Origin of the sequence: Erwinia phyllosphaerae (assembly GCF_019132875.1) — a bacterium.
Lineage (GTDB): Bacteria > Pseudomonadota > Gammaproteobacteria > Enterobacterales > Enterobacteriaceae > Erwinia > Erwinia phyllosphaerae.
In genome coordinates this window covers 253036-268464 of the sequence record NZ_JAHSPF010000002.1, presented here as the reverse complement: position 1 = coordinate 268464, position 15429 = coordinate 253036, and the positions used below count along the sequence as shown (strand labels likewise).

Genomic DNA, 15429 nt, shown 5'->3' with positions numbered 1-15429 from the left:
AAGGAATAGCCATGCAACAGTTTGCCGTTGCAGGGTGGCCTGTTGCTGGCCGCTCTGAATCACTACTCGACGTTATCACTCGCCGCGCGCGGAAATCGTTTCGCCGCTTTATCGACATGCTCAACCAGAGGGGTCAGCCATGATGGAAAGTATCGGCTTAGCCAGACAGATGGCGCACGTAGCTGTGCTTACCCGTGATTCCGGCATGTGGGAATCAGCTCACAATATGGCGCGGAGGTGCCTTCAATGCAGATAAATCAGCCAGCCAGAACCATACCAGAAAGCATCTCAAAGCGCCGTGGACACATTATTTCCGCTCTGCATTATCGCAGCTGCGGCAACCGTAAGGCGATGCAGGCGGCATTAAATCTTGCGCGCTGCGAGAAATTAAACCAGCTCTACTTTTTGGGTGAATGCCCGTTCTGAGGTGATTGTGGAAAGCAATAAAGTTTATGTCGCAATAAGCGCAGTGGCTCGTGAGTTGTGCGAGCAAGGCATCAAAAAAGGCAGCAAGAACCAGCAGCATGGTTTTATGTTCCGTGGCATTGACGCAGTTTACAATGCACTGGCACCGGCTCTTGTAAAGCATGGATTGCTTATCCTGCCTCGCATCACTGAGCGTGTTGTTACAGAGCGTGCCACGCAGAAAGGTGGCGTGCTGTTTTACGTGGTCGTTAAGGCTGAATTCGATTTCGTCTCTACTGAGGATGGCAGCAAGCACACAGTAACGACGTACGGCGAGGCAATGGATAGCAGCGACAAGGCAACGAACAAAGCTATGTCTATCGCCTACAAATATGCAGCGTTTCAGGCCTTCTGTATCCCGACCGAAGAGACGGCGATTGATGCCGATGCAGAGGTGCATAACGTCACCCCTCTCAGTCCGGATCAGCTGCTTTCTTCGTTTACTGAATTTGCCGGGCAGACCAATAGTGAGGCTGAGCTAAAAGCCGCATATGCCAAAGTCTGGGCAGCCCTGAATGGCTATCCAGAGCATCAGGAAAAATGCAAAGACGTCACTGGCATCCGCATTAAAGAACTGAAGCAGCCCGCCTAACCCACAGGAATCAACCATGCCCCATAACAATCCTCACCAGAGGGTCGCATCGTTGCGCCCTAAATCTGAGCGAGAGCGCCAGCTGGAAGCTATAGCCGCTGATTGTATGGCGGCATGGCGGGCTGCTAAGGATGGCGAGCAGCATGCGAGGCACGTCAGTCCGGTAGATAGCCGTGGCCTTGCAGAGACGGCAAGGATGGCGCGCGAGGCGGCACATTATCCGCAGCTTCCTCAAATCCTGATACCTGAACCATTCAACAACACGCCTGGCTATCACGACTACACAACGCGTATTCACGGTGCCGGTGGTGCAGAGAGACAGGAGTAAGCATGAAGAAAATCGCAATGTACCGGCGCTCCGGCGTCGGCAGCCCAAATGCAGGGCTGAAAGAGCGGATCCTCTGGCAGCTGAGTAAAGGGCCAATGACCGGCCATCAGCTGGCTGAAGCGCTCAAAGTGTCCCTGAGCACTATCCACGAAAACCTTTCCGACTCTGTTATCTCAAAAGCGAAGGTGGCGACCGTCACCGCTGGCGAGTGGACGATTAACGATGGTCGCCGGGACAGGACGTACACAGCGGTGCGCAATCCCAAACGCGTAGCAGTGAAGAATAAAACCATCGTCATCAGCAACCGGTCATTCGCCCAGGTCGGCGAAGAGAAACGGCAGAAAAACATCATCGCGGCACAGCGTCGCGCCCGTCTTATTGCCGCTGGTCTATGGTTATGTTGATATGACCGAAGTGTTAGATAAACGAAATGAAATCGTTGGAGACACAAAATGAGTGAAAAATATTACGCACTGCGCGACGCCATGAAAATGGATATGGCTGGTAATCACTACTCGCGTCACGTCAGCGCTATGACTCGCGAAGAACTTAACAGCAAATCAGACATAGCAGCCGAACTGGGATGGCGCGACTGGCAGATTGCAAAACTTCAGCAGCAGGTGAAAGAGCTGGCGGCTGAGAATGCGTTAATCCATACAGAACCTTCTTTTGCCGCAATGATGCAGGCTCTCGATGCTTTCTTCGCGGATGAAGGGGTTCCTGAAAGAGCAATGCTGGCCGCCCATAAGATTCTGCTGCCAAAAAGACTCCCAGCAACTGACGCAGTAATCAACGAGTGGATGGCGAAAGGTGCGATAGCGGTAAGGGATGCCATCGTCTTAGCTGAGGATGGATCGGATCTATACGAGACATGCACGACCGTCGCCGCACAACTTCGCGCACAGGGAGCCAGCAAAGATAAATGCAATATCCCGCCACAAGGATGGTATTGCACGCGACAAAGTGGGCACGAAGGCCCATGCGCCGCCCACCCGGCAGACGGAGGCAACAATGAGCACGATTGAGCGTAGTCCCGATGGCGGATTGGCGGAATGGATTGAGGTTATTGAAGATAATCCAGAAGATGGCGTACTTCTTTGCCTGCTTCTTGAGCTACGCCGTCGCCGGGTAAATGACGCGGAGAAGGATAAGCGCATCGCGGAACTGTCATCACCCGGAGAATGCGGATGGCGTTATGACGAGAATGATTACTTCTGGTCTTCATCTTGTGGTGAGGATTGGCAGTTTACAGTCGATGGCCCCGTAGAGAATCGGGTTAAGTTCTGCCAGGGCTGCGGCAAGCAGGTGCGCATCATTGAGGGCAACAAAGATGAATAATCAGGAGCTGATAGAAGCTGCTAACTATTTAATTGCAGAAAGTCTCTCTGGTATGTCTATCGACGCAGAGGGTTCAGCCAAACTGAAAGCGCTGGCTAAGGTAGCCCTGGCAGCACTGGAAGCGCCGCAGCCGGAGCCAGTGGGTGAACTTTACGCAGAACTGTACCAATTACGCGAAGATGCAAAAGGCCCTGATGGGTTTAATACCTGGAAAGATGCAGCAATAGCCGAAAAGAAAGCCAGAGTTGAATGTGAGGGACGTATAAGTCGATGTGGACTCGATATCGATTATCTTACCGCAATGGCGGCTTTCCATTCCGATGAATGGCATAAGATGGGTCCTATCACAGGATATATGCATGGGTGGAACGCAAGAAAAATCAATGTGACAGATTCGAGTATTCAGCGTGATGCTTTACGTTATCGCTTTCTGCGCGACAAAGATGCGTTTGGCGATGATGACGAGCCCGGACTGGTAAGCTGGGATGACCTTGTCGATCTCGAATTGAATGATTTCGACGCAGCTGTTGATGAAAGAATGACGCATCCTGATGTTGCATGGTTTGCAACACTCACCGCACCGCCAGCGCCGGCTATGCAGCCTGTAAAGTTCACTTATTGCGATTTTGGAGCCGTTTCACATATGAGCGGCGGAAGCAAAGACTACTGCAATGGCTTCGTGGATGGCACGCAAAACGCTATGAAATTAATCCGCGCCGCTGGCTACACGGTAGAAGAATGATAGCCATCAACATCGCATTCATAGCCCTTTGCATTGTGGCTGTGTGGAAAGACTGAGTCGCTTAAGCGGCTTTTTTTGTGCCTTTAATTCGGAGTAACAGATATGCACGCTGATATTTTAGATGAAGCCGCAGAACGCGAGCAGCAAATGATTGAGATTGCCCTGGCTAACCGGAAGCCGCCGCAGATGGTGTATACCGGAGAGTGCCACTACTGTGAGTCACCAATCGACAGCGGCCACTTTTGTGACGCAGATTGCCGGAAAGACCATGAAGCAATGGTGTGGGCTGCGAGCCAGAGGAGAGTTGTATGAGCAGCGAAATGGAAAGAATGAAGGCAGAAATTAAGAAGATGTTTGCTGGCATCCCTAACGTTAAAATCATAACAGGAGATTCACCTGTTACTTGGGATGGCGCAGGTCTGCCGCCGGTTGGTTGTGAGTGTGAATTAGTAAACTTTTACGGTGAAGATTTCCCTGCGTTTGTAGGTGAAGCTGGTGAAAAAGTGAAAATAATTGGGAATGGGTTCACCAACTCCCGCCCTGTCGCTTTTTACGAAGCCGATGGTGGTCGCGGCAGCATGCTGGCATACGCGGTCGCCAATTGCTTCCGCCCAATCCTAACCGAAGCAGAGCGCAGGCGTGATCAGCTAATCGTGGATTTAACCATGGCGTTAACTTCCTTACCTCGTGATCAGCACGTTATTGATTGGGCTGAAGCGCTGGTCAACAAAATCGCCGCCGGGAAAATTCCCGGCATAAGGCTGACCGATGACGCCGGAAGCTGACAACGCTATTAAAAGCACCGCCCGCACCGCACTGAAAGAATACGCAAACCCAAACAATACCCTCACGTACCGCCAGATACTCGACAAGCACTCACCGAAAATAGCCGCCCTTATCCCCGCAAAGCACCGCGGGCGGGCATGGCTATGGCTGAATTGTGTCTGTCATCAGGTGGCGCGTGGTGGGTGACCACCCTCCCCACATCGCAACCAAAAATAGAGGCAGTATGGAAGAAGAGATCTTCACGCGTGAGGAGGCTGCCGCATTCCTGAAAATCGACAAAGGAACGGTCACGCAATGGATTTGCTCAGGAAGGCTGTTTGCCACCCAGATAAACCCAAGCCGAAAGAAAAGCCCATATCGAATTTGTAAGTCCGACTGTATTGCGGCTTTGAAGAACCCGATCCACAATCGGGCCGTGAATGCGGTTGGTATGCCGGAGGATAAAGCATGTCAATCAAACAGCGTGCCGGTACGTGGCACTGCGACTTCGTTGCGCAAAGTGGACAACGAATTAGACGCTCTCTTGAAACAACGGACAAAAGGCAGGCCCAGGAACTGCATGACAAACTGAAGGCCGAGGCGTGGCGTGTTGACCGTCTTGGTGAGTACAAAGCCAGAACATTCAATGAAGCGTGCGTACGCTGGCTCAATGAGAAGCAGCATAAAAAAAGCCTGGATGATGATAAAAGCCGGATAGGTTTTTGGATGCTGCACTTTAACGGCAAGCACCTGTCCAGCATTACCGAGGACAGAATACTCGCTGCAGTCAGTGGGATGATTAACCGTAAGCACCTGATGAACTGGGAGGCGATGAGGGATAGCCGATTAAGGAAGGGGTTGCCCGTTCCGGCATACAAGGAGAAGCCAGCAGCCCAGGCGACAAAGGCAACACACCTTGCGTTCATTCGGGCTTTATTGCGGTGCGCGGCTAATGAGTGGCGATGGATAGAGAAAGCGCCAAACATTAAATGCCCGGTACCGAAAAATAAACGTATCCGCTGGCTGACAAAAGAAGAGGCAAAGGATTTGATAAGGGAGATGCCGGATCACTTCCGGCCGGTTGTCGTGTTTGCCCTGGCGACCGGGTTGCGCCGGTCGAATATTGTTGATCTGGAATGGTCGCAAATCGACATGCAGCGTAAGGTTGCCTGGATACATCCGGAGGATGCAAAAGCAGGTAGGGCGATTGGGGTCGCCCTTAATGACTCAGCCTGCAAGATACTTCGCGATCAGGTTGGCAAACACAACCGCTGGGTATTCGTTCACACGGAATCTTCAGTCCGACCTGACGGGACCAGGACTAAAGCTATAAGGAAGATGCGTAGCGATGCTAACACGGCGTGGCGGGCGGCGTTAAGGCGTGCCGGGATAGAAAACTTCCGCTTCCACGACTTGAGGCACACCTGGGCGAGCTGGCTCGTTCAGTCAGGCGTCCCTCTATCAGCGCTTCAGGAAATGGGTGGCTGGGAGAGCATTGAAATGGTGCAGCGTTACGCTCACCTGGCACCAAGTCATTTGACGCAGCACGCCATGCAAATCGACTCTTTTTTGGGAGGCAATGGCACAAATATGGCACAAGGTACTTTTGATGAGTTGGTCAGGATGGCTTAAGCGATTGATTTTACTGGTGCCGATAATAGGAGTCGAACCTACGACCTTCGCATTACGAATGCGCTGCTCTACCAACTGAGCTATATCGGCTTTAAAGAGAAGTCCTGCGGGGATATAAAGTAGGAAAAAGCGTGGAGAGAGTCAAGAGCCTGCCAGCTCAGGTGACGGTTTTCTCAGCAATTTTTCACCCGGACGGTCTGCAAGGCAAAAAAAAGGCGAGGCCGCAGCCTCGCCAAAAATTATACTGGAATCAATCGTAGTAAGGGATCTTGTGATCCGTACCATTGATATTCACCAGTACAAATCCAGTCGGCGTTGTTTTATTTGTTGGTGTCCCGGCCGCCGTTGCCAGGGTCAATACACCTTTCTCATTCGCACCGATACCCGCCAGTCCGTTGTGCAGCCCAAAGCGCGCCTGAGGTTTCAGCGTGCCCAAAGTGCTGGTATCTGTAACGACCGAGAAGTCAGGCTGGAACAAAGAACAGGAACCAGACTCAAAACGCGTTGGCCCTGTGGTTTCCAGGTTAAACATGGTATCGCCGCTGTTCGCCGCCAGTTTCACGTAAATAGCCACATAGGTTGTGCCTACACGCGTATAGCGAATATCCAGCACCGCTGGCGTTCCCATGTGATAAGCCTCTACCCACACCGTATCACCACGCTCCATATTGATGATGGTTCTACCGCTCCCTGGAGAAGTGATTGGGCTGGCCGCCGTACTGGATGGCGCCGTGGTATTGGCTTTACCGATCATCTCCATCACCCATTGCTGATTAGCTTTAGGGAAGAAGAATTGCCCCACTTTGTACCAGTTGTCGGTCGCAGTGGTGTTAGTGATTTTGTGACCGCTGTAATAGCCAGCTTTTAGCGAGCCAGAAAGATAGGAACCGAAGTTCTCATCACGGCGATAGCCATACTCAAACGTAGAGAGCCAGCGTCCTGTAGAAGTCAGGTTGGTCGAGATGGCTGCGCCCGCCTGCAGATTTAACTGACGTACCATCATGCGGCAGTTATCCAGCACCATTGGATTACTACAGCCTTCGATATTCAGCGTATCGATAGTCCAGCCGCCATCTGACAGGTCGCCAGGGAAACGGGTATGTTCTATCCAGACGTTACGAATAATCCCCTGAGTCATACGCGGCATATAAAGAGTGGCGTCGCCGTAACCGGTCTGGAAGTTGGCGTTGCTCAGCTCAATGGCCGTAGAGTGGTCCCAGGAGCCGCTGGCGGTATCCGACCAGCCCACATCAAAGACGCGGCTATAGGTTGAAACGGTATAGATTTGGTCAAACTTACTGTCGAGCGTATCCTGCAGTTTGAACACCGTACCGCCGGTATACTGTGCACGGAAGCAGTAAATGTTTACCGTCTGGCCCGCGGTAATAATGTTCTCAAAGAAGGGTTGGGTATTATTCAACATGGTCGCAGTAATAGCAGCCGTGTTGGTGGTGGTATTGGCAGTTGCCTGACCATCCCACTGAATACCTTTAAACAGTGTGCGGCGCGCATTCACTTTGAAAACGGTAGAAGTACTTTTGTCAGAGATGATGATGGTGCGTGGAATAGATCCCAAATCCACATCATCGCCAACAACCCCAAAGAAACCGTATTCAGTTGCGCTGATATCAATAGGCTTAATCAGGAACTTACCGCCCGGCAAACGCACCGGCAGATCGCGAATATTCGAGTTATATTTCAGCGTCCACGCCAGCATACGTTTAAAAGGCTCGGTATCATCAGCATAGCCGTCGCCTACTGCGCCAAAGTGGAGAATATTAATATTCTCCGGATTATCAATAATACGCTTCCAGTAAAAATTGGTGCCAACGGCGATAGTCCCGTTATCGTCAGTGACCGAAGGGGTAGTCAGATAGCCAACAAATTGACCGCCGCCGCGGAAATTACCATCGTTCGCACTCCAGCGTTTCAGATAAGCCGTATCACCCGTTTTGGTCGGTGCGGTGGTGCGCAGGTCAGCAAAGCTGTTTACATCAATCATAGATTCCTCCTCAGGAATACTCAGGCATAAAAAAAGCCCTGCGCAGCAGAGCTTTTTGACGGTAAAGATAAATCAGGGAGTCGGGGTCTTTTGACAAAGCAGATCCCAGGTTTCGTTGTGGGTAGTGATGGCTTTTACGGTGCGAATATCTAAAAGTTTTGCATCGTTGCCGTGGGTAGTAATGGGTGCTAACAGAGTACAGGCCGAGTCGCTGATAACCGGCTTACGGCTGGTTGTGTTTTGACTGCTGCAGCTTATCGCGAGCGGCAGCGTCATCAAGATTGCTATTAATTTGTACGACACGTTTCGCCTCCTGTTGATTTTGCTGCTGCTGTTGTGCAACGGCGGCGGCCTGAGCAACCTCTTTCCGGGCGCTTTCAGTATCGGATTTGGCTTTTTGCTGCACTTTGCCGATTTTTTTACCGCCGAAATAGCTGGCGCCAACCGCAACGACCAACGCCCCCAGCGCGGCCAGCCAGTGCCAGCCGCCGCCAATCAGTGTGTTGATGAAAGTCATTTTGTTTTTCCTTCTAATGCATCCTTTTGCTGTGCCAGTGATTTCTGCCTTACAAATTGCGCCATCACCCCCATCGCCACCATAAAAGCGCCGAGCATGCCGAGAAAGTTATGCGGCAAGAAACCTTTGACGTCTTCCGGCATGCCGTTCCAGGCATCAAGGGCAGACTGAGGAAAAGATTGCGCCCAGGCGCTGAGCGCTGAACCAAGCGAAGCCAGCCAGACCGACCAGGTTTTAAATAACAATTTGGCGTGCGCAACAAACTGCAGCGTGGTAAAGCGCTGCAAAAGCAGCAAAATAATAATCGCCAGTAAAACAGCGGTAAGAAACAGCATCCATTTCATATTAATCCCCTGTAGATATCGTAATTGCCAGTACGCATGACCTCGGCATGACGCCGTGCCCGGCCTTTATTGTTCTGCGCCCATGCGCTGTCGAACATTGCTTTGGCCGCCCCATGAAAATCCTCCTGAGCGATTAACTTCAGCATCTCTTTAAACTGTGCCAGATTTTCAATGCCAGGCTGGCAGGCCATGCTGTAAAGCACGTCGCTGCGGGCGCGGTTGCATTTCTTCAGCGCCTGGCTGATAAGGTCATATTTCTTCATTTCTTGCAGTTTGCTTTCCAGAATGCACAGCTTCCAGGTATCGCCCACTAAACGAGGCATAAGAAAGTGATAATTACTCAATGACGCGCCCTGTGGCCCAATACGAATCCCTCCCGCCACCGCCGGAAAGCCCTGAGTATCCAGATAGGGAGACTCCACGTAGCCTTCCTCAAAATTTAAAATAGCGATGATTTGGCTCATACATTTCCTCATTTAAATCAACAGACACACGAAAACGCCATATGGCTAAATGGCCTAAAAAGACGAAAAAAACATAAACACTGCTGATCAGTCCCGTTAATAAGGACAGCGTCACTGCCGTGACAATGAAGTCAGACTGAAGAATGAGAAAAAGAAAGATGTTCCAGTGAGAAATGGAAGTAACAAGGAATAGTGTTACGCCTGAAAGCGTTACCAGGACCAATGTTTAACGAATGGCGTAAAGGTGAACCAATGGTAAACAGCAGTTATCGAAACTTGCCTGATCGATAATTCGTTGACCGGGTGAGGTCACTGCACGGTCGACACGAGAAATAACCTGTCGCTGACAAATCCGTTCAGCGTTGCGTAACGTAAGGGTCTCCTGTTCGGTTGTAAACGCATTATCCATACTGCATTTGAGATGATTGTGAGACTGGCGCCGCCGATGGCGACGAGTACGCGCATTACCAACAAACACTGACTTACCGTAGTGAATGATCGCCATAACTCCTCCTGTGAATGAGTCTTTGGCGATGAGGCGGATGCGCATGCTTTCGGTTGCCCGAAGAGCCACAGAGTATCCTGCCACAATCACACCTACCCCGCCCGGCTGTAAAAACAGCCAGGAGAGGAGTGACGATTGAGGGGAGCAGGCATCTGAAGACGCTGCAATCTGCGCATCCACCCCATCCCAAAGCCTTATTTGCTTTCGGATGGTTTGTGTCGCGCTTGTGCAGCGCCTCAATTGTTTAAGAGCGGTACATCCGTGTGGGTCAATGTGTTTCATCCATGATCAAATTATTAACAGGTTCTTATGCTTTATCAAACACTGATGGTTAATTTTTTATTTACTGCTGGTTAAATTTTTGAATTACTGCCATTTATTTTTTTACTGACCCGCAGATGGAAAGGCACGGCGGGCCGGTTAACCCAGCAGTTGGTAGTCGCGAGACTGGCTCATAATCACTTTGGCGTGCACCTGCATCTCTGCCGCCTCATCGTGCGTAAGATACCAGGTTTCATAGCGTTTATTATCTGAAATGACAGCAATTTTCTTATGCTGCAGCTGAAGGCGTTTAAGGTAGAGCTGGTTATCCAGCGTAAAGAGGTAGATACCGTCACCGTCGAACATGCGGATACTGATGTCGACAAATAGCTGATCGCGGGGCGCAAAAGTGCCCGCCATAGAGTCGCTGTTGATAGCGATTAAGCGAAGATTTTCTGCCGGGCGACCGTTGAACAGAACCCTCGCCTCATCGAGGTCATACTCGATAGCCTGAATCGTCTCGACAAATTCGTCGCGAGTGTGCAGGCCGCTGGCGGTTTTCTGTCCAATATCCAGACTTTCAATACGAAATACGCCCTGATGCAGCGGCAGCGAAGTCAGCCCGGACGAAACGGCCGACTTCTCCATGCCGTACTGCAACCATTCAACGCGAACCCCCAACAGTTCGCTTAATGCCAGCAGGTTGGCATTATCGGGAATTGACTGTGCGTTAAACCATTTCCACACTCCCGGCGCGGAGATTTTACACCCCTCCTGCTGCAGCGCTTTCGTAATCTGTTTGTTACGTCCGTGTCCGATAAACCCCGCGCTATCGCAAGCGGCAATCAGCCTGGCAGTAAAAGCTTGTTTCGTACTTTCTTTTTTAACCATTAGTTAATAATCTGCCATAGGAAAAACACTTAATGTTATTTTCATTTTTGCTACCAGTTCATTTTATATTACCGTTTGTTTACTACCCAACAGCTTTTGTAAAGCATTCCTGATAATCATAATCTCCCTTGCGTTGCCCGGTGCCAGGAACGATTGCCATCAAAAATGAATGCAGTACGTTTTTTATGCTGCTTTTGTCAGCCTGCGGGTACGGCGCGCCTTTCTGGCTCTTTCTGACACCATTCGGACCATATAAAGATGGCAGAAGAGCAAAATCAGCGAAAATAAGTGGTCCGAAAAAAAACGGAGATAAAAAAAAGGCGCCCCTTTGGGCGCCCGTTTATTAAGCGGAAGGAAACTATGCGCGCAGGGAATCATCGCCCCAGGCTATCCATTTCCAGGTAGTCAGCGCCTCCAGCCCCATTGGGCCGCGCGCGTGGAGCTTCTGGGTACTGACGGCAACTTCCGCGCCCAAACCGAACTGGCCGCCATCGGTAAAACGGGTGCTGGCGTTAACGTAAACCGCCGCTGAGTCGACCTGGCTGACGAAGCGTTGCGCATTTTCAATGCTGCGCGTCAGGATGCCATCGGAATGCTGGGTACCGTGCTGGCGAATATGCGCCACCGCTTCGTCAAGGTTATCTACCAGACAAACGTTCAAATCCAGCGTCAGCCACTCATCGTCAAGGTCGCCATCGGCCAGTTCAACCACGCTGGCCGGACCGCTTTTCAGCTGCGGCAGCAGTTGGGCCTCGGCATGCAGCGGAATATTTTCCTGGGCCATGCGGGCGCTAAAGGCCGGTAAAAAGCGCGGCGCGATAGCCTGATGCACCAGCAGCGTTTCCAGCGAGTTACAGGCGCTTGGGCGCTGCTTCTTGGCGTTAACGATCACTTCCAGCGCGGCGTCAATATCCATGCTTTCATCGACAAAAAGATGGCAAACGCCGATCCCGCCGGTGATCACCGGGATCGTCGACTGTTCACGGCAAAGCTTATGTAAACCTGCGCCGCCTCGTGGGATCAACATATCGACATAGCGATCCAGCTTCAGCAATTGGTTAACCAGTTCACGATCGGGATTTTCAATTGCCTGCACCGCCGCAGTGGGCAAGCTATGCTGCTGCAGCGCCTGCTGGATAACGCGCACCGTTGCGCTGTTGGTACGGAAAGTTTCTTTACCGCCACGCAGGATTGCCGCGTTACCGGTTTTCAGGCAAAGAGTAGCAACATCAACGGTAACGTTAGGACGTGCTTCGTAAATTACACCGACAACGCCCAGCGGCACGCGACGACGCTCGATGCGCAGGCCGCTGTTGAGCTGGCCGCCATCAATCAGCTGGCCGACCGGATCGGCCAGGCTGCATACCTGACGGACGTCATCGGCGATCGCTTTTAACCGCTCCGGCGTCAGCGTCAGCCTGTCCAGCAGCGCGGCGCTCATATTATTTTGCCGCGCATCGGCCAGATCCAGCTCGTTAGCCGCCAGGATCGCCCCGCTTTCCGCCTCAAGCAGTCCGGCAATGGTCAGCAGCACCGCATTTTTTTGCGGCGCGGAGAGCGTCGCCAGTTGATATGACGCGGCACGCGCCGCTTTACCCATTTCTTCAAGCATCTGCTGCTCCTTAACTGACAATCATGTCGTCACGGTGAATCGCGACCGGGCCATACTCATAGCCTAAAATTTCGCTGATTTGCTGCGAGTGATGGCCAGCAATCATCCGCATCGCATCGCTGTTATAGCGGGAGACGCCATGCGCCACATCGCGTCCTTCCAGGCTACGAATGCGGATAACTTCACCGCGCGAAAAATTGCCGGTAATGGTGCGAATGCCCTTCGGTAAGAGGGAACTGCCGCGCTCCAGAATAGCCACCAGCGCGCCGTCATCTACCGTTAATTCTCCGGCTGGCGGTGCGCCAAAAATCCAGCGTTTCCGGTTTTCCAGCGGCGTTTGCAGCGCGTGAAAACGTGTACCGACCGGCTTGCCTTCAATCACGTCGCCAATGACGCCAGCACGGCTGCCGGCGGCAATAATGGTATCAATACCCGCACGACAGGCGACGTCCGCCGCCTGGAGCTTGGTCGCCATACCCCCGGTTCCCAGACCGGAAACGCTGTCACCGGCCAGCGCGCGCAGCGCATCGTCAATGCTGTGTACATCGCTAATAAGTTCGGCCTGCGGATTACTGCGCGGATCGGCAGTAAACAATCCGGGCTGATCGGTCAACAGCAGCAGCTTGTCTGCACCGGCCAGAATAGCGGCCAGCGAGGAAAGGTTGTCATTGTCGCCTACCTTGATTTCCGCCGTGGCTACCGCGTCATTTTCGTTAATAACCGGAACGATATGGTTATCCAGAAGCGCCCGCAGCGTATCGCGCGCGTTTAAAAAGCGCTCGCGGTCTTCCAGATCGGCACGCGTCAACAGCATCTGCCCGATATGAATACCGTAAATAGAGAACAGCTGTTCCCACAGCTGAATTAACCGGCTCTGCCCCACCGCAGCCAGCAGCTGCTTTGAGGCGATGGTCGGCGGCAGTTCCGGGTAGCCCAGATGTTCACGTCCGGCGGCCATTGCGCCTGAAGTGACGATCACAATCCGGTGGCCTGCCGCATGCTGCTGCGCGCACTGACGCACCAGCTCGACAATATGTGCCCGGTTCAGCCGACGCGATCCGCCGGTTAATACGCTGGTCCCCAGTTTGACGACCAGGGTCTGGCTGCTGCTCATTGTTTCCTGCCATAGCAATTATTAATAGAAGGAGACTTTTTATCAGGTGTCACCCCGGATGCCAACAGCCGCTGCCCGAAAAGGCGTAAAAACTCCCTGCGCATAAGTAGTCTAAAAATGACCAATTAACAAGAAGTGCGAACAAATGTAATAAAAAGTTCATCTCCACAGGGTAAAACGTTCGTGCCCTGAACGAAGACGTCGGGCCATTTAAAATTTTACTCATTTGGGAATGATAACAAAATGAAGAAAAGCGCACTGGCAATCCTGACCGCCGCTCTGGCTATGACCACGGCAGCACAGGCCGCAGAAATTTATAACAAAGATGGTAATAAGCTCGATTTCTACGGCAAACTGAAAGCCATGCACTACATCAGCGATACCGCCAGCAATGACGGCGATAAATCCTATGTACGTATCGGTTTTAAAGGACAGACCCAGATTAATGACCTGATGACCGGCTACGGTCAGTGGGAATATCACGTTCCGTTGAACAATGCGGAAAGCGACGGCACTACCGGAACCAAAACGCGTTTAGGTTTTGCCGGTCTGAAATTTGGCGACTACGGTTCAGTCGATTATGGCCGTAACTACGGGCTGATTTACGATGTAGAAGCCTACACCGATATGATGCCGGAGTTTGGCGCTACCGCGTATACCAAAGCCGATAACTATATGTTGACCCGTACCAATGGCGTGGCGACCTACCGTAATACCAACTTTTTTGGCCTGGTCGACGGCCTGAAATTCGCCCTGCAATACCAGGGTAAAAACGAAAGCACTACCCGTACCGGCTCAACGGCTAACGGCGACGGCATGGCCGCTTCATTAAGCTATAAAATTATCGACGGCCTGACCATTAACGGCGCGATTTCATCTTCCGATCGTACCAACGCGCAGCGCGCCAGCACTTACGGCACCGGCGATAAAGCCGACGCGTGGGCATCCGGCCTGAAATATGACAACAACGGCGTCTATCTGGCCGCCACCTATGCCGAAACGCGCAACATGTCGCCAATTAGCGGTACGGCGCAGGTGAACGGTGCCAGCGTAGCGGTAAGCGGTTACGCTAACTATCTGCAGAACATTGAGCTGGTGGCGCAGTATCAGTTCGATAACGGCTTCCGTCCTTCTCTGGCATACGTGCAAACCAAAGCGAAAGACATTGAGAACGGCGTGGGCGATGCGGATATTTACAAATTTGCCGACGTGGGCGCGACATACTACTTCAATAAAAATATGTCCGCGTTTGTGGATTACAAAATTAACCTGCTGAACGATGACAACAAGCTTGCGCAGAATACCGACGACATCGTCGCTATGGGCGTGACCTACCAGTTTTAAATGTGAGCCGCACGGATGCGGTAGCAGTGCCCCTCGTTATGTGTCCGTAAGCAAAGGCTGGCAAACGCCAGCCTTTTTTATTCTCAGCCTCAGGCGGTCAGTTTAACCGGCTCGTCAGCGAAGTCCGCAGCGGGTTTCAGACCCAGCTCCAGCTCTTCCAGCAATGCTTTTAACCGCACGTGAAAATTACGCAGCGTCTCTTCCAGCCGTTCAAGGTTTTCCTTCCCTTTCACCGTTGCAGGCTTCCAGTTTCCTTCCTTATCAAACAGGCCGAAATGATACTCATAGGTAAAGTGATCTTCCTGTGCTTCCAGCTCCATCCACCAGCCCCAGAATTCACGCAGTTCCGGCGCGGGTTTTACATTGACGCAAACGGCCAGACAGTCGAAGAAGAAACGGTCTTCGACACATTTAGCCTCGCGGATATAAGGCCCTAATGCGCCAAAACGCTTCATTAAGCGGCTCTTGGGATGCCCACTCGGTAACGCCATTGTTAAAACTCCTTTGTTGAGC

General features: G+C 51.9%; 20 protein-coding genes and 1 tRNA gene. 11 read left to right on the top strand and 10 right to left on the bottom strand.

Annotated features, from left to right (window positions below):
- Positions 1–11: 11 nt before the first annotated feature.
- The 10 genes from KUE00_RS04475 to KUE00_RS04430 all read left to right on the top strand — a co-directional run bounded on the left by KUE00_RS04475 (position 12) and on the right by KUE00_RS04430 (position 5862).
- The gene (locus KUE00_RS04475) at positions 12–143 is read left to right on the top strand and encodes a protease FtsH-inhibitory lysogeny factor CIII (protein WP_246758349.1); all 132 of its coding nucleotides are present in this window, start codon (positions 12–14) and stop codon (positions 141–143) included.
- A 290-nt stretch (positions 144–433) separates the two neighbouring features.
- Positions 434–1057: an ERF family protein gene (locus KUE00_RS04470; protein WP_246758347.1), complete on the top strand. Its 624-nt coding sequence runs from the start codon at positions 434–436 to the stop codon at positions 1055–1057.
- A gap of 16 nt (positions 1058–1073) precedes the next feature.
- Positions 1074–1385 (top strand): hypothetical protein, encoded by a 312-nt coding sequence (locus KUE00_RS04465; protein WP_246758345.1) that lies wholly within the window; start codon positions 1074–1076, stop codon positions 1383–1385.
- 2 nt (positions 1386–1387) lie between these two features.
- On the top strand, positions 1388–1789 hold the full coding sequence (locus tag KUE00_RS04460; RefSeq protein WP_246758343.1) for a winged helix-turn-helix domain-containing protein: 402 nt from the start codon (positions 1388–1390) through the stop codon (positions 1787–1789).
- 48 nt (positions 1790–1837) lie between these two features.
- Positions 1838–2410 (top strand): hypothetical protein, encoded by a 573-nt coding sequence (locus KUE00_RS04455; RefSeq protein ID WP_246758341.1) that lies wholly within the window; start codon positions 1838–1840, stop codon positions 2408–2410.
- A complete protein-coding gene (locus KUE00_RS04450; protein ID WP_246758340.1) occupies positions 2397–2723 on the top strand; it encodes a hypothetical protein in 327 nt (108 codons plus the stop codon). Before KUE00_RS04455 ends, KUE00_RS04450 begins: the two co-directional genes overlap by 14 nt.
- Positions 2716–3465, top strand: a complete 750-nt coding sequence (locus tag KUE00_RS04445; protein ID WP_246758339.1) for a hypothetical protein — start codon at positions 2716–2718, stop codon at positions 3463–3465. Before KUE00_RS04450 ends, KUE00_RS04445 begins: the two co-directional genes overlap by 8 nt.
- A gap of 308 nt (positions 3466–3773) precedes the next feature.
- Complete coding sequence (locus KUE00_RS04440) at positions 3774–4250, top strand: hypothetical protein (RefSeq protein ID WP_246758338.1); 477 nt, start codon at positions 3774–3776, stop codon at positions 4248–4250.
- 224 nt (positions 4251–4474) lie between these two features.
- Complete coding sequence (locus tag KUE00_RS21895) at positions 4475–4822, top strand: helix-turn-helix domain-containing protein (protein WP_246758337.1); 348 nt, start codon at positions 4475–4477, stop codon at positions 4820–4822.
- Entirely contained in the window at positions 4705–5862 is a 1158-nt protein-coding gene (locus KUE00_RS04430) for a site-specific integrase (protein WP_246758665.1), read from the top strand. Before KUE00_RS21895 ends, KUE00_RS04430 begins: the two co-directional genes overlap by 118 nt.
- 14 nt (positions 5863–5876) lie before the next feature.
- Here KUE00_RS04430 and KUE00_RS04425 read toward each other — a convergent pair.
- The 9 genes from KUE00_RS04425 to proB form a co-directional block, all read right to left on the bottom strand.
- A tRNA-Thr gene (locus KUE00_RS04425) sits at positions 5877–5952 on the bottom strand.
- A gap of 160 nt (positions 5953–6112) precedes the next feature.
- Positions 6113–7864 carry an amylovoran biosynthesis protein AmsF gene (locus tag KUE00_RS04420; protein ID WP_246758336.1) on the bottom strand — a complete coding sequence of 584 codons (1752 nt, stop codon included), beginning with the start codon at positions 7862–7864 and terminating at the stop codon, positions 6113–6115.
- Between the two features lie 223 nt (positions 7865–8087).
- Entirely contained in the window at positions 8088–8381 is a 294-nt protein-coding gene (locus KUE00_RS04415) for a hypothetical protein (RefSeq protein ID WP_246758335.1), read from the bottom strand.
- Complete coding sequence (locus KUE00_RS04410; protein ID WP_246758333.1) at positions 8378–8725, bottom strand: DUF7940 domain-containing protein; 348 nt, start codon at positions 8723–8725, stop codon at positions 8378–8380. The genes KUE00_RS04415 and KUE00_RS04410 overlap by 4 nt, the downstream gene beginning before the upstream one ends.
- Positions 8722–9189: a lysozyme family protein gene (locus tag KUE00_RS04405; protein ID WP_246758332.1), complete on the bottom strand. Its 468-nt coding sequence runs from the start codon at positions 9187–9189 to the stop codon at positions 8722–8724. The genes KUE00_RS04410 and KUE00_RS04405 overlap by 4 nt, the downstream gene beginning before the upstream one ends.
- Positions 9190–9415: 226 nt before the next feature.
- A complete protein-coding gene (locus tag KUE00_RS22040) occupies positions 9416–9694 on the bottom strand; it encodes a transcriptional antitermination N peptide (RefSeq protein WP_484840043.1) in 279 nt (92 codons plus the stop codon).
- A 420-nt stretch (positions 9695–10114) separates the two neighbouring features.
- Complete coding sequence (locus KUE00_RS04400) at positions 10115–10846, bottom strand: S24 family peptidase (RefSeq protein WP_246758331.1); 732 nt, start codon at positions 10844–10846, stop codon at positions 10115–10117.
- Between the two features lie 358 nt (positions 10847–11204).
- Entirely contained in the window at positions 11205–12458 is a 1254-nt protein-coding gene (proA, locus tag KUE00_RS04395) for a glutamate-5-semialdehyde dehydrogenase (RefSeq protein ID WP_246758330.1), read from the bottom strand.
- Between the two features lie 10 nt (positions 12459–12468).
- Positions 12469–13572: a glutamate 5-kinase gene (gene proB, locus KUE00_RS04390; protein WP_246758329.1), complete on the bottom strand. Its 1104-nt coding sequence runs from the start codon at positions 13570–13572 to the stop codon at positions 12469–12471.
- 243 nt (positions 13573–13815) lie between these two features.
- Between proB and KUE00_RS04385 the strand changes: the two genes are divergently transcribed.
- Positions 13816–14916: a porin gene (locus KUE00_RS04385; protein ID WP_246758328.1), complete on the top strand. Its 1101-nt coding sequence runs from the start codon at positions 13816–13818 to the stop codon at positions 14914–14916.
- An 89-nt stretch (positions 14917–15005) separates the two neighbouring features.
- Here KUE00_RS04385 and crl read toward each other — a convergent pair whose 3' ends face one another.
- On the bottom strand, positions 15006–15407 hold the full coding sequence (crl, locus tag KUE00_RS04380; RefSeq protein WP_246758327.1) for a sigma factor-binding protein Crl: 402 nt from the start codon (positions 15405–15407) through the stop codon (positions 15006–15008).
- Positions 15408–15429: the final 22 nt, after the last annotated feature.